Origin of the sequence: Streptantibioticus silvisoli, assembly GCF_027947535.2 — a bacterium.
GTDB classification, from domain to species: Bacteria; Actinomycetota; Actinomycetes; order Streptomycetales; family Streptomycetaceae; genus Streptantibioticus_C; species Streptantibioticus_C silvisoli.
In genome coordinates, this window is sequence record NZ_JAAGKO020000089.1 from 1 (window position 1) to 21,150 (window position 21,150).

The 21,150-nt window shown below is 73.8% G+C and carries 14 protein-coding genes and 1 tRNA gene; 3 read left to right on the forward strand and 12 right to left on the reverse strand.

Annotation, left to right across the window (positions count from 1 at the left end; genetic code table 11):
• Window positions 1–361 precede the first annotated feature (361 nt).
• The 5 genes from POF43_RS32620 to POF43_RS32640 all read right to left on the reverse strand — a co-directional run bounded on the left by POF43_RS32620 (window position 362) and on the right by POF43_RS32640 (window position 9,490).
• Window positions 362–2,929 (reverse strand): ABC transporter permease, encoded by a 2,568-nt coding sequence (locus POF43_RS32620; protein ID WP_271325272.1) that lies wholly within the window; start codon window positions 2,927–2,929, stop codon window positions 362–364.
• On the reverse strand, window positions 2,926–3,714 hold the full coding sequence (locus POF43_RS32625) for an ABC transporter ATP-binding protein (RefSeq protein WP_271316817.1): 789 nt from the start codon (window positions 3,712–3,714) through the stop codon (window positions 2,926–2,928). The genes POF43_RS32620 and POF43_RS32625 overlap by 4 nt, the downstream gene beginning before the upstream one ends.
• A 766-nt stretch (window positions 3,715–4,480) precedes the next feature.
• Window positions 4,481–5,389, reverse strand: coding sequence for a cellulose-binding protein (locus tag POF43_RS32630; RefSeq protein ID WP_271316818.1), 909 nt, complete (start codon window positions 5,387–5,389; stop codon window positions 4,481–4,483).
• Between the two features lie 230 nt (window positions 5,390–5,619).
• Window positions 5,620–8,490, reverse strand: a complete 2,871-nt coding sequence (locus tag POF43_RS32635) for an SUKH-4 family immunity protein (RefSeq protein ID WP_282704914.1) — start codon at window positions 8,488–8,490, stop codon at window positions 5,620–5,622.
• 7 nt (window positions 8,491–8,497) lie between these two features.
• Window positions 8,498–9,490 (reverse strand): SMI1/KNR4 family protein, encoded by a 993-nt coding sequence (locus POF43_RS32640; RefSeq protein ID WP_271317518.1) that lies wholly within the window; start codon window positions 9,488–9,490, stop codon window positions 8,498–8,500.
• A gap of 563 nt (window positions 9,491–10,053) precedes the next feature.
• Between POF43_RS32640 and POF43_RS32645 the strand changes: the two genes are divergently transcribed.
• Window positions 10,054–10,551, forward strand: a complete 498-nt coding sequence (locus tag POF43_RS32645) for a YwqJ-related putative deaminase (RefSeq protein ID WP_372516182.1) — start codon at window positions 10,054–10,056, stop codon at window positions 10,549–10,551.
• The gene (locus POF43_RS32650) at window positions 10,548–11,051 is read left to right on the forward strand and encodes an SUKH-3 domain-containing protein (RefSeq protein ID WP_271317516.1); all 504 of its coding nucleotides are present in this window, start codon (window positions 10,548–10,550) and stop codon (window positions 11,049–11,051) included. The genes POF43_RS32645 and POF43_RS32650 overlap by 4 nt, the downstream gene beginning before the upstream one ends.
• Window positions 11,052–11,163: 112 nt before the next feature.
• Here the strand turns inward: POF43_RS32650 and POF43_RS32655 are convergent, their stop codons facing one another.
• On the reverse strand, window positions 11,164–12,726 hold the full coding sequence (locus tag POF43_RS32655; RefSeq protein ID WP_271325156.1) for a sensor histidine kinase: 1,563 nt from the start codon (window positions 12,724–12,726) through the stop codon (window positions 11,164–11,166).
• A gap of 440 nt (window positions 12,727–13,166) precedes the next feature.
• On the opposite strand from POF43_RS32655, the gene ppc reads away from it, so the two are divergent.
• On the forward strand, window positions 13,167–15,908 hold the full coding sequence (gene ppc, locus POF43_RS32660) for a phosphoenolpyruvate carboxylase (RefSeq protein WP_271318139.1): 2,742 nt from the start codon (window positions 13,167–13,169) through the stop codon (window positions 15,906–15,908).
• 271 nt (window positions 15,909–16,179) lie between these two features.
• Here ppc and POF43_RS32665 read toward each other — a convergent pair whose 3' ends face one another.
• The 6 genes from POF43_RS32665 to POF43_RS32690 form a co-directional block, all read right to left on the reverse strand.
• Complete coding sequence (locus POF43_RS32665) at window positions 16,180–16,674, reverse strand: hypothetical protein (protein WP_271325148.1); 495 nt, start codon at window positions 16,672–16,674, stop codon at window positions 16,180–16,182.
• Between the two features lie 52 nt (window positions 16,675–16,726).
• Complete coding sequence (pth, locus tag POF43_RS32670) at window positions 16,727–17,302, reverse strand: aminoacyl-tRNA hydrolase (RefSeq protein ID WP_271317445.1); 576 nt, start codon at window positions 17,300–17,302, stop codon at window positions 16,727–16,729.
• Window positions 17,303–17,406: 104 nt separating this feature from the next.
• The gene (locus tag POF43_RS32675; protein ID WP_271317446.1) at window positions 17,407–18,021 is read right to left on the reverse strand and encodes a 50S ribosomal protein L25/general stress protein Ctc; all 615 of its coding nucleotides are present in this window, start codon (window positions 18,019–18,021) and stop codon (window positions 17,407–17,409) included.
• A 215-nt stretch (window positions 18,022–18,236) separates the two neighbouring features.
• Window positions 18,237–19,208: a ribose-phosphate diphosphokinase gene (locus POF43_RS32680; RefSeq protein ID WP_271317447.1), complete on the reverse strand. Its 972-nt coding sequence runs from the start codon at window positions 19,206–19,208 to the stop codon at window positions 18,237–18,239.
• Window positions 19,209–19,371: 163 nt separating this feature from the next.
• On the reverse strand, window positions 19,372–20,814 hold the full coding sequence (gene glmU, locus POF43_RS32685) for a bifunctional UDP-N-acetylglucosamine diphosphorylase/glucosamine-1-phosphate N-acetyltransferase GlmU (protein WP_282704915.1): 1,443 nt from the start codon (window positions 20,812–20,814) through the stop codon (window positions 19,372–19,374).
• A gap of 171 nt (window positions 20,815–20,985) precedes the next feature.
• Window positions 20,986–21,057, reverse strand: a tRNA-Gln gene (locus POF43_RS32690).
• Between the last annotated feature and the right edge of the window lie 93 nt (window positions 21,058–21,150).

The following is a 21,150-nucleotide window of genomic DNA, read 5'->3' on the forward strand; positions in this document are numbered from 1 at the left end:
TGCGTTCAGGGGGCGGGGCAGGTGCGGGGGGTGCGGCGGGCGCGGGGTAACACGGGGTGACGGCGGGCGGGGGCGCGGCGGGCGCGGGGGCACGATCGCATCGCGGACGCCCGCTCGGGCGGGACTCGCGCCGGCAGGGCAAGGCGGGCGGCGCAAGGGACGAGGCGCCGCCGAGGGTACGGGGCCGAGCTGACGGGGGCGAGGCGCGGACGGAGACCCGGCGCCGGCGGTGACCGTGCGCGGCGGTGGTGGGCCGGGGCGGGGCCGGGGTGGGCGTGACCGCGCCCCGTTCGCGGTGGGGCGAACGGGGCGCGGGGTGGCGTGCGGCCGGAGGGGAGCGGCTGTCGGGACCGGTGGTCGGTCAGTCGGTGGCGATGGCGTTCAGCACGTTCATCCGGGCGGCGCGCCACGCGGGGGCGAGGGCGGCCAGCAGGCCGACGACCGCGGCGCCGATGAAGACGGTGACGATGGTCGACCACGGGATGGCCAGCACGTTGAGGCCGTTGAGGGCCAGCAGCTTCTGGGCGGCGATGCCCCAGGCCATGCCGAGGACGAGGCCGATGACGGCGCCGAACAGCGCGATGACGACCGACTCGAGCCGGATCATCCGGCGCATCTGCCGGCGTGACAGGCCGATGGCGCGCAGCAGGCCGATCTCCCGGGTGCGTTCCACCACCGACAGCGCCAGGGTGTTCACCACGCCGAGGACCGCCACGATGATGGCCAGCGCCAGCAGCGCGTAGACCACGTCGAGGAGTTGGCTGGTCTGGTCGCGCAGCTCCTTCTTGAAGCCGGCCTGGTCGTGCACGTCGGCCTGGGGGTAGGGGTGCAGGGCTGCCTTCAGCGCGGTGAAGACGTGGTCGGTGTCGGCGTGCGAGGCGGCGGCCGCCAGCAGTTCGACGTCCTGCGGCATGACGCCGGCGGGCACGTCGGCGCGGGCGGTGGCCATGCTGATGTAGTTGTCGGGGCCGGCGAGGGCGCTGTTCTTGGAGATGATCGCGCCGACCCGCAGGGCCGCGGTGTGCCCGCCCTGCTGGAAGGTGACGTCGACGGTGTCGCCGACCTTCAGGTGGTTCTTGTCGGCGAACGCCTGGGCGAGGGATATCCCGGCGCCGTGGTAGGCGGCGTCCGGATCGCCGGCGGTGACCGGCAGCCGCAGGTCGTCGGTGAACGTCGGGTCGGTCGCGGTCAGCGCCATGTCGGTCTTCTTGCCGCCGTGGTCCAGCACCGCCGGCAGCGCCTTGATCTCGGTGACGTGGCCGAGGCCGCCGGTCTTCTTGACCGCGTCGACCATCTGCTGGTTGAACGAGCCGACGGTGGTGGAGACCACGAAGTCGGCGCCGACGGACTTGTCGATCTGCTGGGTGCCGGAGGCGACCAGCGAGGCGCTGACCACCGACAGGCCGGCCACCAGTGCGAGTCCGATCATCAGGGCGGCGGCGGTGGCGCCGGTGCGCCGCGGGTTGCGCAGCGCGTTGCGCTGGGCCATCCGGCCGACCGGGCCGAACGGGCGCAGCAGCACGCCCAGTACCCGGATCACGCCGGCCGCCAGCAGCGGGCCGATGACGACGAAGCCGACCAGGGTCAGCAGCACGCCGCCGCCCAGCAGCAGGCCGCCGGAGCCGAGCTTGGCGGACCGGGCGCCGGCCACCAGGGCGGCGGCGCCGGCCACCGTGACGATCAGTCCGGCGATGCTGCGCAGCACGGTGGAGCGGGCGGTCGACGGACCGCCGGAGTCACGCATCGCGGCCATCGGGGAGACCGCGCCGGCCCGGCGGGCGGGCAGGTAGGCGGAGACCAGGGTGACCAGGATGCCGACGACCGCGCCGATCACCGGGGTGCGCCACCGGAAGGTGATCTGCGAGGTGTCGAGGTGCATGCCGACGGCGTTCATCAGGTTCATCAGCCCGACGGCCAGGCCCAGGCCCAGCACGATGCCGATGAGCGAGCCGAACACCCCGAGCAGGAACGCCTCGATCAGCACCGAGCGGTTGACCTGGCGGCGGCTGGAGCCCAGCGCCCGCATCAGGCCGATCTCCCGGGTGCGCTGGGCGACCAGCATGGAGAAGGTGTTGACGATCAGGAAGACGCCGACCAGCACCGCGATGCCGGCGAAGCCGAGCATGAAGTACTTCATGACGTTGAGGAAGCCGCCGAGGTCGGACTTGTTGGCGGCCGCGGCCTGCGCGCGGGTCTGCGCGGTGTAGCGCGACCCGAGGGCGGCCAGCGTCTGCTTCTTCAGCACCGCGTTGCTGCGGCTGCCGTCGCCGAACGCCTCGACGGAGGTGAACCGCCCTGTCGTGCCGAGCAGTTCGTGCTGCGCGGTGGGGACGTCGAGGAAGACCAGGGTGGCACCGGGGTTGGTGGTGCGGAAGGTGGCGATGCCGGACAGCGTGTGCGTGTAGGTGCCGTCCGGGGCGAGCAGCTTGATGGTGTCGCCGAGCGTGAGGTGGGCGCGCTTGGCGGTGTCGGCGTCGAGCATCGCCTGGCCGGCGCCGTGCGGGGCGTGCCCGGAGGTGATGGTCATCGACGGGCGCGGGTTGTGGCCGCCCCAGCTGTCGGCGATGGTCGGGGCGCCGGAGGTCGGGCCGATGTTCTTGTCGCCGCGCGGGTCGACGACGGTGACGGTGGTGATCTCCACGTTGCCGCGCGCGGACTTCACCCCCGGCTCGCCGGCCACCGTGTGCAGCACGGACGCCGGCAGCGTCGCCGCGCGGGCGCCCTGCCCGTCGGCCGGCTGGTGCTTGGGGCTGACGGTGAGGTCGGCGGCGGTGGAGTCGAAGAGCTTGTCGAACGTGGCGTTGACCGTGTCGGTGAACACCAGGGTGCCGCAGACGAACATCACCGACAGGATGACGGCGACCGCCGACAGCGCCATGCGGCCCTTGTGCGCGAAGAAGTTGCGCAGCGAGGTCTTCCAGACCGTCACGACGTCCTCCCGCGCGCGTCGAAGGTGGCCATCCGCTCCAGGACCTGCTCGGCGGTCGGGTCCGCCATGTCGTCGACGATCCGGCCGTCGGCCAGGTACAGCACCCGGTCGGCGTAGGAGGCGGCGACCGGGTCGTGGGTGACCATGACGATGGTCTGGCCCAGGTCGTCGACCGACCGGCGCAGGAAGCCCAGGATCTCGGCGCCGGCCCGGGAGTCGAGGTTTCCGGTGGGCTCGTCGCCGAAGATGATGTCGGGGCGGGCGGCGAGCGCGCGGGCCACCGCGACCCGCTGCTGCTGGCCGCCGGACAGCTGGGTGGGCCGGTGCTTGAGCCGCGAGCCGAGGCCGACGGTCTCCACCACGGTCGTCAGCCACGCCTGGTCCGGCTTGCGACCGGCTATGTCCATCGGCAGGGTGATGTTCTCGATGGCGTTGAGGGTGGGCAGCAGGTTGTACGCCTGGAAGATGAAGCCGATCTGGTCGCGGCGCAGCCGGGTCAGCTGCTTGTCCTTCAGCCCGGTGACCTCGGTCTCGCCGATCCAGATACGGCCGGAGGTGACGGTGTCGAGGCCGGCCAGGCAGTGCATCAAGGTGGACTTGCCGGACCCGGACGGGCCCATGATCGCGGTGAACTGCCCGCGCACGATGTCCACGTCGACCGCGTCGAGCGCCACGACCCGGGTCTCCTCGGTGCCGTAGGACTTGGTCACCTGACGGCCTCGCGCGGCGACGGCTGAGTCTCCTCCGCTGCCGCTCGCGCCGGGAAGTGTCTCAGCCGTGGTCATGTCCATCGCCCCTGGTGTCGTCGCGTCGTCGCCGGTGGATTTCGGCGACTTCAGCCTAGGAGGGTCACCAGGCCCCGCGAGTCCTCCGAGGGGAGGAACCGCAGGTAGGAGGAACGTGGGGCATCCCCTAGGGGTCCGGCGAGGGGCTCTCGGGGATGGCGCGGCGGCGGGACGGGCGGACGCCCGGCATACCCGGAGACGGCCGGGGTAGGCGCGCTGTCGGTGGTGACCGGGAGACGGGGTTCGGTGACCGGTTCCGCGGGCGGCCGTGCCTGGTGGCGCGGCTGATGGAACCGGTCACCGCACCCCGCGCGGTCGTGTCGCCGGCCGGAACCGCGCACTCCGGACCCCGAGTCGGCATCCGGGAGCCCTCAGGGTCGACCGCTCCCCGGCGTCAGGGGCGCGCAACGGGCCGCGCGAACCGATGATCGTACGAGCACACGGCCCCACTTCCGCGTTCGGCGTCTTCACGTTCGGCGTCCCGGGCCTTCACGACGTTCAACGTCCTCGCGTTCGGCGTCCTCGCGCTCCGCGTTCCGCGTCCTCGCGTTCCGCGTTCGGCCTCGCGGCGTCAGACTTCGGCCACTGCGACGCGCTCAGGGTTCATCCGACGGCCGGACGGATTTCCGGCGGCGCCTGTCAACGGCCGCCCGGCTGACCGGCGTTCGGGCCCGCTGCCCCGACGCCCGGCCCGTCCGGTCCCCGACGCCGGAACGGCCGGCCGCCCGCCCCCGGCCGGCCCGCCGGAACCCCGTACCGTCCCCGCTCAGCCCTGGGGGTCGTCCTCCGGCTCGGTCGGCAGCGTGCGGCCGGTGAGCGCCGACAGGCTGGTGCGCACGTGGGACAGGTGGGAGCGGATCTCGTCGCGGTGGGCCTCGTGGGCGCGCAGCGCGCGGTCGCTGTCGTGCTGGACGCGCTCCTCGGTGGCGTGGGCCTGGGCGATGATCTCCGACGCGGTGGCCTCGGCGTCGGCCTGGGTGCGGCGGGCCGCCTCGTGGGCGTCGACGTGCGCCTGCTGGGCCTCGGAGAGCAGCCGCTCGGCGCGGGCCATGAGCTCGCCCAGCCGCTGGTCGATGCCGTTCTCGCGTTCGGTCAGCTCCCGCACCAGCGCGTCGAGCCGGGCGCGCTGCTCGGTCTCCAGCTCCGACAGGCTGCGGGCGATGTCCTGCCGCACGCCGTCCAGGGCGCGTTCCGCGTCGGCGTCCAGCCGGTCGGCCTCGGCCCGGGCGGCGCCCATGATGTCGTCGGCCTGGCCTTGCGCCGCGTCCCGGATGCCCTGTGCGACGGCGTCGGCGGCGGCCAGGTAGCCGTCCGTCTCGGTGCGGGTGCGGTCGCGCAGTTCCCGGGCGGCGCGCTCCGCGGCGTCGTACGCGGCACGGGCGTCGGCCTCGCCGCGGTCGCGCACGTCGGCCGCCTCGGCCTCGACGTGCGAGAACAACTCCTGCGCGCCGGGGCCCAGCGACTCGTAGGTCACCGGTCCCAGCCCGGTGGCCGCGACGCGCAGGGTGCCGGCCTCGGACTCCATGTCGTTGGCGAGCACGGTGAGCCGCGCCGCGCGTTCCCACGCCTCGTCCCGTTCCTGGGAGAGGCCGGCCACGAACTCCTCCACCTGCTCGGGGTGGTAGCCGCGGCCACGGGCCACATTGAAGCCTTCTGGCGTCACCGACTGAGCCATGCCCTGCCCCTCCTGCGGATACCGGATGCCTTGACGGCGTGCTGCGGACGACCGGGCGGTGAAGCCCGCCGGGCCACCGACAGCGACCGCGGCCCCTTTTTAGCCGATTTAGGCCAAATATGCACGGCCGCAACGCCATCCACCTACCCGAAAGTGGTGAAACGAAGAGGGCGCGCCCCCACCGATCACGGTGAGGGCGCGCCCTTGCGGGGTTTCCGCGGCCGGCGCCGTTACAGCAGGCCGTCCCACATCTGCTCCAGCAGCACCGCCCACCAGTGGTCCGGCGAGGACAGCGCGGCGGGGTCCAGCGCGGCCAACTGCGCCTGGAAGTCCACCGTCCAGCGACCCGCCTGGTCCGGTGTGAGTCCCAGCCGCAGCCGCCACATCCGGCCCAGCAGCGCCAGGCAGCGGGCGAACTCCGGCAGCGAGGAGTTGACGAATTGGGCCGGCGACGCCTGCGCGCCCGGCACCGGTTCCAGCGGCACCGCCATGATGTGCGCCGTGCCGTACTGCACGCACAGCTGGCGGCCGAAGTCGTTGCCCATGACCAGGTACGACGCCGCGTCCGGCGCCGCGGGCAGCCCGCGTTCGGCCGCGACCTCCGCCAGCGTCGGCACCGGCGCGCCCGGCTGGGCCCGCGCCCAGAAGAACGGCCCGAAGTCCACCGGCAGTCCGGCCCACACCAGGGTCTGCGCCACGATGTCGGGCACCCCCTGCCGCGCCACCGCGCGCTGGTCGAACCGGAAGACCGCCTGCGGCCCGAACGCCTGCGCCAGCTCGTGCCCGATCCCGTCCAGCGGGATCGGCGGAACGCGCTGCACCTGGGCCGGGTTGGGCAGCGGTACGCGTTGCGGACGCGGCCGGGCCGGACCGTCGGCGACCTGGGCCAGCTCGCCCTGGTGCGTCAGCAGGTGCTGCACCCCCTGCTGCCGGGAGGCGTGGTCCAGGCCGTACGGCGCGGTGTGGCTGACGCGTACCTGCGGCCAGGTCTCGCGCACCATCCGGGCGCAGTAACCGCCCGGCAGGTCGCACGACTCCAGCTCGGTGTGCAGCTCCAGCACCTGCTGCGGCGGGACGTTGAGCCCGCGCAACTCGTGCAGGATCTGCCACTCCGGGTGCGGTGTACCGGGCGCGCTGCGCCGGATGATCTGCTGCTCCGAGCCGTCCGGCGCCCGGTAGCGCAGCACCGCCATGTACCCCGGGCCGACCACCGGCACGCCCTGCGGCGGCTGCGGGTACCCGTAGGCACCGGGCGGCGGGGGCATGCCGGGGCCGGGCATGCCGGGGGCGGGCGGCGGCGGGGGCATACCGGGGCCGCCGGGCGCGCCGGGGAAGGCCGCCATGCCCGGCGGCGGGCCGGGCGGACCGGGGCGGTTCGGGACCGGCGGCGGGCCGGACGGATGGGCCAGCATGGTCGCCGCGGCGTGCGCGTCCCCGGCGCCGCGGGACGGCGGCGGGGGCGGCGGAGGCATGCCCGGACCCCCGGGAGCGGGCGGCGGGGGCGGCGGCGCCTGTCCGGACGGCGGCCCGGACGGCGGCGGCACCGACGGGCTCGCCAGCATGGTCGCCGCCGCGTGATCGCCACCCGCACCGGGCATCCCCGGCGCGGGCGGCGGCGGGGGCGGCGTGTGCGCGGCCGACGCCAGGCTGTCGAGGTCGAGCGCCGGCACCATCTGCGTCGGTACGTACGCCCTGGCCGCCGCTTCCGGGGCGGGCGGCGGGGACGGCGGCGCCGGCGGACCACTGCGCCCCCGCGGCGGCAGCCCACCACCGCGTACCGCCTTCGAGGTCTCGGCGTCGGCGATCTCGGCCGCACCGGCCGGCACCGCCGACGACGACGTCCCACCCGGCACCGGCGGCGGCGTCGGCATCGCGGTCGACGCGGGCGTGGCGCCGGACGGCGGCACGGGGGCGAACGCGGGCGCCGGCACACCCGGCGGCGGCAACGGCATCCCCGGCGGCGGGCTCGGCATGCCCGGCGGGGGCGTCGGCATGCCCTGGGGCGGGGTGGCGGCCGGCCAGCCGTACGGCGGCGTGAGGTCGGCGGGACGGCCGACCGGCGGCGGCAGCGCGGCACCGGACAGGCCGGCGCCGTCGGACCCGCCGGGCGCCGGTACGGGCGGGCGCGGCGGCACCGCAGGCATCGGCGGCGGGCCGGACAACGGCCCGGAACCGCTGCCGCCGCCCGCCGGGAACCCGGTGCCGGAGTCGTCGAGGGCCGGCGCGATCGTGGTCGGCGGCAGGGCGCTGCCGCCCAGCAGCAAGGCGGTCTTGGCCTCCGGCGACACGCTCGGCGCCGGCGGCTCGTCCGAACCGCTGACCGGCGGCGGCGGCGTCGAACCGGTGTCCCCGGTGTTGGTGTCGGACCAGGTGCCGGACGCGGTCGGACCGCCACCCCACGGCGTGGCCGACGACGGGGTCTGCCCCAGGTCGTCCGGCGAGTCGACGTCCGTGGAGGCGGACGGCGCACCGGAGGAGCCGGCGGCGTCGACAGGCGTACCGGCGGCCGGGGTCGAACCGAACGGCATGCTGACGAAATGCGTGGTGTCCGAGGACGGATCGTGGGAGGGGGTACCGGCGGCGGGTGTACCGGACGCGTGCGCACCGGACGCATGCGCACCGGACGCATGCGCACCGGACGCATGCGTGCCGGAGGCGGAGGTACTCGTCGCGGAGTCGGTGCCGTCCGTGCCGGACGCGGCGTCGCCGGCCGGGCGGCGGTGGTCGGGGATGCCCAGCCGGTCGGCGGCGTCCTGGAGCCACTGCGGCGGGCTCAGCAGGAACGACGTCGCCTCCAGGTCCACCCGGGCCGGGCGGGCGGGCGCCGGTTCCGGCTCCGCGGACCCGCCGTACTCCTCCTCGTACCGCCGGATCACCTCGTCGACCGGCAGGCCGGGCCACAGCGTGACGCCGCCGTCCGACCGGGCGATGACCATGCGGACCGCTCCGCCGTCGGACGTCGGGCCGTCCTCGCGGTCCTGCGCCCACGCGACGTACCCCAGGCCGAACTCCGTCAGCTGGACCGTCCGGCGTTCGTACGGCGGAACACCGCCGTTGACCCAGCTCTCGGCGCGATCGCGCGCCTGCGCCAACGTCACCACTGGCCGTTCACCCCTCCACCGGGACCGCGCGGGCGAAGCCGCCGTCCACCATCAGGTTCGCCACCGTCTCCAGCTCCGGCGGATCACCGGCCAGACCCAGCAGGAACTCGTCCAGGTCCTCACCGCACGCCAGCAGCAGCGAACCCACCCGCTGCTGCGGGGAGTCCCACGTGTCGCCGGCGTCCCGCGCGTCGTCGTACGGGCAGAACCAGACGCTGCCGATCCGCTCGCCCTTGACCTTCAGCGCCAGCAGCCCGCCCTGTACGTAGGCGATCGCCAGGTAGTCCTTGGTCAGGTGGTCGCGCAGGCACTTGTTGGCGTACCGCAGGTCGTCGAGCGCCGCCTCGGCGCGGAGCGCGAAGAACGGCTGGTCGACCAGCAGGCCGAGTTCGGGGTCGAGCGCGGCACCGGCCGGCGCGTGCCCGCCGGCCGCCTTCAGGAACGCCCGGTAGGAGCCGGGCAGCCGGTACCCGAGGTCCTCCTCGACCTCGCGCAGCAGCTCCTCCTGCGCGGCGCCCGGCGTGGAGTGGTCCGCCGTCAGCACGAAGTGCGCCGGCCGCGGGTCCTGCACCGGCCGCACCCCGCGCTTGTCGTGGTCGGCCGCGGCCGTCGCCAGACCGCCGTGGTGCCGCAGCAGCGCCTTCACCGCGACCGGCACCAGCTCCATGCGCCGGCCGCCCACCACGTGGTGCCACGTCCAGCCGTGCGGCGTCGTCACCCCCGAGCCGTCCGCGAACAGCTCGTGCCCGGCGTGCCGCAGGGCGGCGTTGGCCGAGACGTAGTCGGTCAGGCGCAGTTCGTCCACCCCGAACCCCTCGGGGGGATCGGCGATCTCGACGGCCGCCACCGCGTACCGCGAGAAGTCCGGATACCCGGCGTCGTCCACCCGGACGCCGTCCGGATACAGCCCGGCGCGGAGCGGGTCCGGGAAGTGCACGACCTGCCCGGCGTAGGCCGAGTTCGGCGGGGCGGCCGTTGCCCCGAGCCGACCTGTCGTCATGGCGGATGCCCCCTGGTGGATCTGGCGTTTGGGCACAGCCTATTTGGTGTGGCAACACCCCTGTCGGGGGACCGCCGCCACCTCGCCGTCACCTCGCGCCCATCCTCCCCCCGACCCGTCCCGCACGTGACGAATCTCGCGTAAACCCCCTCGCGTTCCCCATATTCCGTCACTTTTGACAGGCTGGCCCCACCCAACGGGGGACGCACGAAAGGGAACGCACCACCTTGCGCATCACGCGAGACCCTCACCAAGCACCGACGCGTCACGACGACCTCGGCGCCGGGGAGCCCGCCGGCCCGCCCCACCAGGGCCCCGGCGCCCGCCACACCGCTGCCGCGGCACCCGCCGGCACCGGTGCCGCCGTCGATCCCCGCCTCGGTTTCGGTACCGCGGCCGACCACCGCATCGTGACGTACACCGCGGCCGTTCCTCACCCGGGGCCCGGTGCCGCGGCCAGCCCCCGTCCCGAACCCGGCGCCGGTGCCGTGGCGGACCCACGCCTGGGCTTCGCTGCGGCCGCCGATTCCCGCGTCGTGACGTATACCGCCGCCGATTCCCGCATCGTGACGTATACCGCCGCCGAACCGGACGGCGGCGCCGCGTACACCCCGGCTCCCGGCGGTGCGCCGGTGCTGCTGCGACGGCGTGACGGGATCATGCCGGCGGTGGCCGGTGCGCTGTCGGTACGCGGCGAAACGCTGACGTGTACCGGCAGCAAGGCCGACGCCGCCCCGGAACTGCATCCGCTGGTCGCCGGTTTCCTCGCCGCGCTCCCGGTCGGCCGCCGCGCGCGCGGCACCGGCCGCTGCCCCGAGGCACTGCTGCTGTCGCGCTACCTCACCGCCACCGACGGCGCCCGCCGCGGCCGCGCCGCCCGCAAGCCCCTCAGCCACTCCGACGCGCGACGCGCCCTGAAGCACGCCGTCATCACCACCCGCCGCATCCGCGAGGACGGCGACCCCGCCCACGACCGGTACGCCGCGCCCTGCGCCGCCTGCGCCGACCTGCTGCACCACTTCGGCGTCACGACCGTCGAACCGGCCCCGGAGCAGCCGTGACCGGCACCGGCGACCGCTTCCCGGCCGAGGTCGCCACCGCACTGCGCCGGGCCGGCTGGCAGCCGGGCCGCTGGGACATCGCCACCGCCGAGGTCTGGGCCGACCGGCTGCACGTCCACCGCTCCCCCGGCGGCCACCCGCACACCGTGCTGCCGGCCGCCGTCGAGGTCTGGGCCGAGTTCGGCTCCCTCACCGTCGAACCGGCGGGCCCGTCCGGACGCGACATCGCCCCCTGCGCGTTCACCGTCGACCCGACGCTCTGCCTGCACCTGGCCCGCACGCTGTCCGACCTCGGCCGGGCCCTGGGCACCGCGCTGGCCCCGCTCGGCGAGGAGACCGCGTCCGGCGCCGCCCTCGCCATCGACGCCGACGGCCGCGTCTACGCCGTCGACGCCACCGGCGACTGGTACCTCGGCGCCACGTTCGACGACGCCGCCATCACCCTGCTCACCGGCACCCGCCCGGCCCGCCTCACCGCACCGGAGCAGCCGCACGAGTGACCCACCGGTGCGGGCCACCTGCGGTGCCGGCCCCGCCAGCCACGGCCCCCGCCCACGAGGACCTCCGCCGGCCTCGGACACCGGCCGGCCCCGGACCGCCGGCCACGCCCCCTCAGGGCGCCGCCGGGATGACCGCCGAGACCCGGAAGCCGCCGGAGCGGCTGGGGCCGGCCACGAAGCCGCCGCCCAGCGCGGAGACCCGCTCCCTCATCCCCACCAGGCCGTTGCCGCCGCTGGGCAGCCCCGGCGACGGGCGGCCGTCCGGCGGGCCGTTCTCCACCAGGACCGCGATCTCCTGCGCCCGGTACGCCACCCGTACCAGCGTCGCCGCCCCCACCGCGTGCTTGTGCGCGTTGGTCAGCGCCTCCTGCACCACGCGGAACGCCGCCCGTTCCACCCGCGCCGGCAACGAACGCCGCTCGCCCTCCTGGGAGAACGTCACCCGCATCCCCGCCGCCCGCGACTGCTCCACCAGCACGCCGAGCCGCGCCAGGCTCGCCCCGTCCGTCGCCGCGCCGTCCGTCGCCGCGCCGTCCGTCGCCGCGCCGTCCGCCACGCCACCGGTGCGCGGGTCACGGGCCTGCGCGGGAACGACCGCACCGCCGGCCGTCGCACCGTCCGCCACAACACCCGGCGGCGCGGCATCGTCCCGTACGGAATCCGCATCGAACACCGCGGTCCGGCCCACGTCGTGACGCGCATCGTGACGTGATACGTCACGATGACCGCCGTCACCGGCCACGCCACCGCCCGTCACGCCCCCGTCAACCGACGCACCCCCGTCAACCGCCACACCACCGTCAGCCACGCCCCCGTCGACCGCGGGGCCCGGCACCGCGTCCGCTCCGGTGCGCAGCACGCCCAGCATCTGCCGCAGCTCGCGCAGCGCCTGCCGGCCCATGTCCCCCAGCAGTTCCGCGCTGTCCTCCGCGCGGGCCGGATCGGTCCGCAGCACGGCGCGTACCGCCGAGGCGTGCACCACCATCAGACTGACCCGGTGGGCCACCACGTCGTGCATGTCGCGGGCGATCCGGTTGCGTTCCTCGATCCGGGCCCGTTCGGCCCGTTCCCCGGCCTTCTCCGCCAGCAGCGACAGCTCCCGCTCCAGGCCGTCCGCCCGTTCCCGCAGCGACTCCACCAGCCGGCGCCGCGCCCCCACGTACAGCCCGAGCAGTACCGGCGGCGCCGTCAGCCCGAGCGCCACCACGACCGACAGCATGATCTGGAGCCACGGTGACGGGCCCAGGTCGCGGCGCAGCAGGTCGCGGCCCAGTTCCACGAACGCCACCAGCGTGGTCCCGGTCGCCATCATGGCCACCAGCGCCGCGATGATCCGCCGGGGCAGTTTCGAGGCCGCCAGGGTGTAGAGCGAGACGACGCCGAGCACCAGGCCCATCGACACCGGTGTCACGGCCAGCGCCAGCAGCACCACCGCGATGGGCCACCGGCGCCGCAGCAGCAGCGAACCGCCCACCAGCAGGCCCACCACCGCGCCCAGCACCGGCCACCAGCCGTGCCCGCCGGCGAACGAGGCGCCCTCCGCCATGCACTCCAGCGCGGACACCAGCGCCAGGAACCCGTCCAGCACCGCGCCGCGCCGCCGCGACCACCACCACGGCCCGGCCCTGGCCACCCTCCCCGGACCCACCGGCCCGGTATCCCCCGTCAGCGTCATAACGGCCAGCCTAAGGGCCCCTCCACCGGCGCGAACCCGTCTCGGTGCCACCTCCGCCCGTTACCGCCGGACACCCCGAAACCCTCACCGTCCCCCCGGAATCCACCGCACCGGAATCCCCGGCACCGCCGGCCGGCCGCACGCCCACCGCCGGCTGGCCCCACCGCCGGCGCCGGCCGCACCCGCACCCGCCCCCGCACCCGCTCCCGGGGAAGCGCCGACCCCGCCGGCCGCCCCACCCCCGCGACCGCGCCCACCCCCACGCCCCGGCCGAATCGAACGACACCACCCACCACACCCCGGCCGAATCGAACGACACCGCCAACCACACCCCGGCCGCGCCGGGCCCCCGCATATCCTGGGGGCGCCGGACAGCGCGGTCCGCCATCGTCAGCCATGCCCTCGCATCCACCCGCACGGAATCGCAAGGAGCCGCACCTGTGAGCGTCGCCGACCCCAGCACAGGACTACCAGGATCCACTGACAACGCCGCCCTGCGCGCCGACATACGACGACTCGGCGACCTGCTCGGCGAGACCCTGGTCCGCCAGGAGGGCCGCGACCTCCTCGACCTGGTCGAAGAGGTCCGCGCGCTGACCCGCAGCGACGGCGAGGCCGCCGCCCGCCTGCTCGGCGAGACCGACCTGGCCACCGCCACCAAGCTGGTGCGCGCCTTCTCCACCTACTTCCACCTGGCCAACGTCACCGAGCAGGTGCACCGCGGCCGGGAACTGCGCGCCCGCCGCGCCGAGGAGGGCGGCCTGCTCGCCCGCACCGCCGACCGGCTGAAGGACGCCGACCCGGAGCACCTGCGCGACACGGTCCGCAACCTCGGCGTACGGCCGGTCTTCACCGCGCACCCCACCGAGGCCGCCCGGCGCAGCGTGCTGAACAAGCTGCGCCGCATCGCCGAGCTCCTCGACGCCCCCGACGGGCACGACGGCCGCCGCCAGGACCTGCGGCTGGCCGAGAACATCGACCTGCTCTGGCAGACCGACGAGTTGCGCGTGGTGCGCCCCGAGCCCGCCGACGAGGCCCGCAACGCGATCTACTACCTCGACGAACTCCACCAGAACGCGGCCGGCGACGTCCTGGAGGACCTCGCCGCCGAACTCGAACGGGTCGGCGCCCCGCTGCCGGCCGGCACCCGCCCGCTGACCTTCGGCACCTGGATCGGCGGCGACCGGGACGGCAACCCCAACGTGACCCCGCAGGTCACCCGCGACGTGCTGATCCTCCAGCACGAACACGGCATCAGCGACGCCCTGCAGATCGTCGACTTCCTGCGCGGCGCGCTGTCGAACTCGATCCGCAACAGCGGCGCGAGCGACGAACTGCTCGCCTCCCTCGACGCCGACATCGCCAACCTCCCCGAGATCAGCCCGCGCTACAAGCGGCTGAACGCCGAAGAGCCCTACCGGCTCAAGGCCACCTGCGTGCGGCAGAAGCTCGTCAACACCCGCGACCGCCTCGCGAACGGCACCTCCCACCAGCCGGGGCGCGACTACCTCGGCACCGGTGAGCTGGTCGCCGACCTCACCCTGCTCCAGGAGTCGCTGCGCTCGCACCGCGGCGGCCTGATCGCCGACGGCCGGGTGGAACGCGCCATCCGCACCATCGGCGCCTTCGGCCTCCAGCTGGCCACCATGGACATAAGAGAGCACGCGGACGCCCACCACCACGCCCTCGGCCAGCTCTTCGACCGGCTCGGCGAGGAGTCCTGGCGGTACGCGGACATGCCGCGCGACTACCGGCGCCGCCTGCTGGCGAAGGAACTGCGCTCCCGCCGTCCGCTGGCCGGCACCCCCGCACCGCTGGACGCCGACGGCGCCAAGACCCTCGGCGTCTTCCACACCATCCGCGACGCCCTCGACACCTTCGGCCCCGAGGTCATCGAGTCGTACATCATCTCGATGTGCCTGGGCTCCGACGACGTCTTCGCCGCCGCGGTCCTGGCCCGCGAGGCCGGGCTGGTCGACCTGCACGCCGGGGTGGCCCGCATCGGCATCGTGCCGTTGCTGGAGACCACCGACGAGCTGAAGATCGCCGACCGGCTGCTGGAGGAGATGCTCTCCGACCCCTCCTACCGCAAGCTCGTCTCGCTGCGCGGCGACGTCCAGGAGGTGATGCTCGGCTACTCCGACTCCTCGAAGTTCGGCGGCATCACCACCAGCCAGTGGGAGATCCACCGCGCCCAGCGCCGGCTGCGCGACGTCGCCCACCGCTACGGTGTGCGGCTGCGGCTCTTCCACGGCCGGGGCGGCACCGTCGGCCGCGGCGGCGGCCCGTCGCACGAGGCGATCCTGTCGCAGCCCTGGGGCACCCTGGAGGGCGAGATCAAGGTCACCGAGCAGGGCGAGGTCATCTCCGACAAGTACCTCATCCCGTCCCTGGCCCGCGAGAACCTCGAACTCACCGTGTCCGCCACCCTCCAGGCGTCCGCGCTGCACACCGCGCCGCGCCAGTCCGACGAGGCGCTCGCCCGCTGGGACGCGGCCATGGAGCAGGTCTCCGACGCGGCCAACACCGCCTACCGGCACCTCGTCGACGACCCGGACCTGCCGTCGTACTTCTTCGCCGCCACCCCCGTCGACCAGCTCGCCGAACTGCACCTCGGCTCCCGCCCCTCGCGCCGTCCCGACTCCGGCGCGGGACTCGACGGGCTGCGCGCCATCCCGTGGGTCTTCGGCTGGACGCAGTCGCGGCAGATCGTCCCCGGCTGGTACGGCGTGGGCTCCGGCCTGAAGGCGGCCCGCGAGGCCGGTCTCGACGACGTCATCGACGAGATGCACGACAAGTGGCACTTCTTCCGCAACTTCCTGTCCAACGTCGAGATGACGCTGGCCAAGACCGACCTGCGGATCGCCCGGCACTACGTGGACACCCTGGTCCCCGACCACCTCAAGCACGTCTTCGCCACCATCGAGGCCGAGCACGAACTCACCGTCCGCGAGGTCCTGCGCATCACCGGTGAACGGGAACTGCTCGACGACAACCCGGTCCTGAAGCAGACCTTCCGCGTCCGCGACGCCTACCTCGACCCGATCTCCTACCTCCAGGTCGCCCTCATCCACCGCCAGCGCCAGGCCGCCGCCGAGGGCACCGCGACCGACCCCGCCCTGGCCCGCGCCCTGCTGCTCACCGTCAACGGCGTCGCCGCCGGCATGCGCAACACCGGCTGACCCCCGCCGCGGCCCACCCGGCCCGGAACCGATCGCGGTGCCCCCGCCCCCGTGCGGGACGGCACCGCGATCGCGTACGGGGGGGCCGAACCGTCAGCCCCGCACGTACCGCACCGCGACCGCACCGGCCCGTGCACCCTCAGCCCCGCACGTACCGCACCGCGATCGCACCAGCCCGTGCACCCTCAGCCCCGCACGACGACCGCACCGGCGGCCCGCGGCCCCTCAGCCCCGCCCGCACCGCACCGCCATCCCGTCCCCCGACACCACCTCACCCCAGGGCGAACGGCACCGCGATCAACGCCACGCCCAGGGCCGCCGCGCCCCACGCCCAGCGACGCAGGCCCGGGCCCACCCACAGCGCCAGCGCCGACAGCAGCAGGGCGCCCGCCACCGAGCGCAGCGCGAACAGCACGCCCGCCACCCCGGTCCGTACCACCACCGACGTGCCGGGACGCGACGCCACCGCGAACCGCTGACCCGTCCCGCGGGACACCAGCCGGTCCACCCGCACCACCCGCGCGGCCCCGCCCGAGACCGGGGTGAACGGCCCCGAGCACCACGACTGCGTACACGAGCGCACCGTCATCGTGCCCCGCGCGTCCGACGCCAGCGCGTCCCGTACGCCGTCCCACGACACCCACACCCCGGCGGCCAGCAGCGCAACCACCAGCGCGCCGGCCACCACCGCCTTCAACAACAGCAGCAGACCGAACGCGCTCTCAGCCGCCCTCCTGGCCCGGCTCCGCCTGACCCGTCCGACCATGGCCGCGATCCTTGGCCATGACCGGCCGCACGGTCAACCGTTCACCGGCAACTCATCCGTTGTACGTCCCCTGGGCGCGTTCGAGGCCCTCCGCCACCAGCGCCTCCACCGCGTCCGCCGCCCGGTCCACGAACCAGCCCAGTTCCTTGCGCTCGGTGGCGGAGAAGTCGCGCAGCACGAACGACGCCACCTCCATCCGCCCCGGCGGACGCCCGATCCCGCACCGCACCCGCGCGTACTCCGCGCCCAGCGACTTCGTCATCGACTTCAGCCCGTTGTGCCCGTTGTCCCCGCCGCCGCGCTTCAGCCGCAGCACCGGGTAGTCGACGTCCAGCTCGTCGTGCACCGCCACGATCCGCTCCAGCGGCACCTTGAAGAAGTCCCGCAACCCGGTCACCGGGCCGCCCGACAGGTTCATGAACGTCGACGGCTTGGCCACCACCACCCGGTGACCGGCGATCCGCCCCTCCACCACCTGCGCGCGCGCCTTGTGCGCCTTGAAGCGGCCGCCCATCCGCTCGGCCAGCAGGTCCGCCACCATGAACCCGATGTTGTGCCGGTTGCCGGTGTACTCCGGCCCCGGGTTGCCCAGCCCCGCCACCAGCCAGGGGCCCTCCGCCTCCGCCATCACAGCCACACTCCCCACACGTCGACAGCACCCGGACACGCCGCTGCCGCCCCACCCGGACCGGGCAGGACGGCAGCGACAAGTCAACCAGAAGCGGAAGCCGCTCAGGCCTCGGCGGGCTCCTCGGCGGCGGCGTCGGCGGCCGGCTCCTCGGTCTCCGCGTCCTCGGCGGGGGCCTCGGCCTGCGCCGACACGATCTGGATCACGACGGTGTCGTCGTCCACGGCCAGCGAGGTGTTCTTCGGCAGCGTGATGTCCTTCGCCAGGATCGACGCGCCGGCCTCCAGGCCCTCCACCGACACCGAGACCGACTCGGGGATGTGCGTCGCCTCGGCCTCGACCGGCAGCGCGTTGAGCACGTGCTCGATCAGGTTGCCGCCGGGCGCCAGCTCACCCTCGATGTTCACCGGGATCTCGACGGAGACCTTCTCGCCGCGCTTGACGACCAGCAGGTCGACGTGCTCCAGCGAACGCCGCACCGGGTGCTTCTGCACGGCCTTGGGGATCACCAGCTCCGACTTGCCGTCCACGTCCAGGCTGATCAGCACGTTGGCGGTCTTCAGCGCCATCATCAGCTCGTGGCCGGGCAGCGACACGTGCACCGGGTCCCCACCGTGGCCGTACACGACGGCCGGAACGCGACCCGCGCGACGGGTGCGACGCGCGGCGCCCTTACCGAAATCCGAGCGGGACTCGGCGGTGATCTTGACCTCGGACATCTGAGACTCCTCGTGGATGACGACGGGATACCTGCCGCTCGGTCCACGACGGACCTGCCTCGAAAACCTCGAAAGCGCGTCGATAACGGATACCGGCCCCGAAAAGCGGGAACGGCCTCCCTCGCCGAGCAACCCTCAGAGTCTACCCGGCGCGAAGACCGCCCCCGAACCCGGACCGACCGCCCCGCCTTCCGGCGGAACGGCGGGCCCCGCGATCAGTTCTCGAACAGGCTCGTCACCGAACCGTCCTCGAACACCTCACGGATCGCACTCGCGATCATCGGCGCGATCGGCAGAACCGTCACCTTCTCCAGCGACAGTTCCGACGGCGTCGGCAACGTGTCGGTGAACACGAACTCGCTCACCCGCGAGTTCTTCAGCCGGTCCGCCGCCGGACCCGACAGCACACCGTGCGTCGCCGTCACTATGACGTCCTCCGCGCCGTTGGCGAACAGCGCGTCCGCTGCGGCGCAGATCGTGCCGCCGGTGTCGATCATGTCGTCGACCAGCACACAGATACGGCCGCGGACGTCGCCCACGACCTCGTGCACCGTCACCTGGTTCGCCACGTCCGGATCACGCCGCTTGTGCACGATCGCCAGCGGCGCGCCCAACCGGTCGCACCACCGGTCCGCCACCCGCACCCGGCCGGCGTCCGGCGAGACCACCGTCAGCTTGTCGCGGTCCACCTTGGCGCCCACGTAGTCCGCCAGCAGCGGCAGCGCGAAAAGGTGGTCCACCGGGCCGTCGAAGAAACCCTGAATCTGGTCCGTGTGCAGATCCACCGTCAAAATACGGTGCGCCCCAGCGGTCTTGAACAAATCCGCCATCAAACGCGCCGAGATCGGCTCGCGACCGCGGTGCTTCTTGTCCTGCCGCGCATAACCGTAGAAGGGAATGATCACGGTGATCCGCTTCGCCGACGCGCGCTTCAACGCGTCGATCATGATCAACTGCTCCATGATCCACTGATTGATCGGCGCCGTATGACTTTGAATAACGAAAGCGTCCGACCCGCGAGCCGACTCCTGGAAACGCACATAGATCTCACCGTTGGCGAAATCGAAGGCCTTGGTGGGCACCAGCTGGGCCCCCAACTCCCGTGCCACCTCCTCCGCCAGCTCGGGGTGTGCGCGGCCGGAGAAGAGCATCAACTTCTTCTCACCGGTCGTCTTGATCCCGGTCACTGCACCGTCTCCTCGATGATTCGGCTGGTGTTCGAGTCGGCGTCACCCAAGGTTGGGCTGGCCGGCGGAATGAACGCGCACGCCACACGGTACGCCCCGCACCCCATCCGCCGACACCCGGCCGAACCGGACAACCAGCCCGTGACCAGCCGGTCACCGCCGATCACTCGTCCGGGCCGCCGGCCTCCGCCGCCCGCGCCGCCGCGCTCCCGGGCCGCTTGCGAATCACCCAGCCCTCGATATTGCGCTGCTGGCCCCGGGCCACCGCCAGCGCGCCCGACGGCACGTCCTTGATGATCACCGAACCCGCGGCCGTGTACACCCCGTCCCCGACCGTGACCGGCGCCACGAACATATTGTCGGCGCCCGTCTTGCAGTAGCTGCCGACCACCGAGTGGTGCTTGTGTTCTCCGTCATAGTTTACGAAAACACTTGCCGCCCCGATATTCGTGTGCTCGCCAATCGTGGCGTCTCCCACATAACTCAGGTGCGGAACCTTCGATCCTTCTCCCACCGAAGCGTTCTTCATCTCCACGAACGTCCCGGCCTTCGCCTGCGCGCCCAGCACCGTCCCCGGCCGCAGATACGCGTAAGGCCCCACATTCGCCCCCGTACCGACCCGGGCGCCCTCCGCCACCGTGAAACTCAACCGGGCGCCCTCACCCACCACCGAATCCGTCAGCATCGAATGCGGACCCACCTGCGCGCCGGCGCCGATCCGGGTGGCCCCGCGCAGCGTCGTGCCCGGCAGCAGCACCGCGTCCGGCTCGAACTCCACCGTCACGTCCACCCACGTCGACGCCGGGTCCACCACCGTGACGCCCGCCAGCATCGCGTCGTGCAGCAGACGGTCGTTCAGCGTGCGGCGTGCCTGCGCCAGCTGCACGCGGTTGTTGACGCCCGCGATCTCCTGGTGGTCGTCCGCCGGCGCCGCGCCCACCCGGTGCCCGGCCCGGCGCAGGATCGCCAGCGTGTCCGTCAGGTACTCCTCGCCCTGCGCGTTGTCCGTCGTCACCTTCGACAACGCCTCCGCCAGCAGCTTCGCGTCGAACGCGAACACCCCGGAGTTGATCTCCCGGATCGCCCGCCGCGCCTCGTCGGCGTCCTTCTGCTCCACGATCGCGGTGACCGACCCGTCGGCGTCCCGCACGATGCGGCCGTACCCGGTGGCGTCCGGCACCTCGGCGGTCAGCACGGTCACCGCGTTGCCGTCCCGCTCGTGCGCGGCGGCGAGCCGGCCGAGGGTGCCCGACGTGAGCAGGGGGGTGTCGCCGTTGATGACGACCACCGTGCCGTCCAGCGTGACCCCGTCGGCCGCCAGCGACTCCAGCGCCATCCGCACCGCGGGCCCGGTGCCGTTGCGCTCCGCCTGGCCCGCGGTGCGCACCGCGGGGTCGACCTGCGCGAGGTGGCCGGCCACCTGCTGCGCGGCGTGGCCCACCACGACGACCAGTTCGGCCGGCTCCAGCGCCCGCGCGGCGGCCACCACGTGGCCCAGCAGCGTGCGGCCGCAGATCTCGTGCAACACCTTCGGCGTCGCCGATTTCATGCGGGTGCCCTCACCCGCGGCAAGGACGACGACGGCAGCCGGGCGGATCGGGCTCACGTGGAGACTCCTCGGCGATGGGGTGACGGGGGCGATGGGGGTGACGGGGGGGACGGCACGGCAGGGCGTGCCGTCGGTGGGGATAACGAAAGGATACCGAGGGGCATCGCGCCCACCACGCGCAAGGGCCCCGACCGGGTGGTCGGGGCCCTCGTCACGCGAACCGGACAGCTCCCCCGCCAGGGCTCGAACCTGAACTAATGACACCAAAAGACATCGTGCTGCCAATTACACTACGGGGGACCGCGTCGCAAGCCGGTGTTGACGCCCCGGCCTGCTTGTCGGCATCCACTATGCCGCACCACCGGCCTTCCCCGCGACGGGACATTCGCGCTC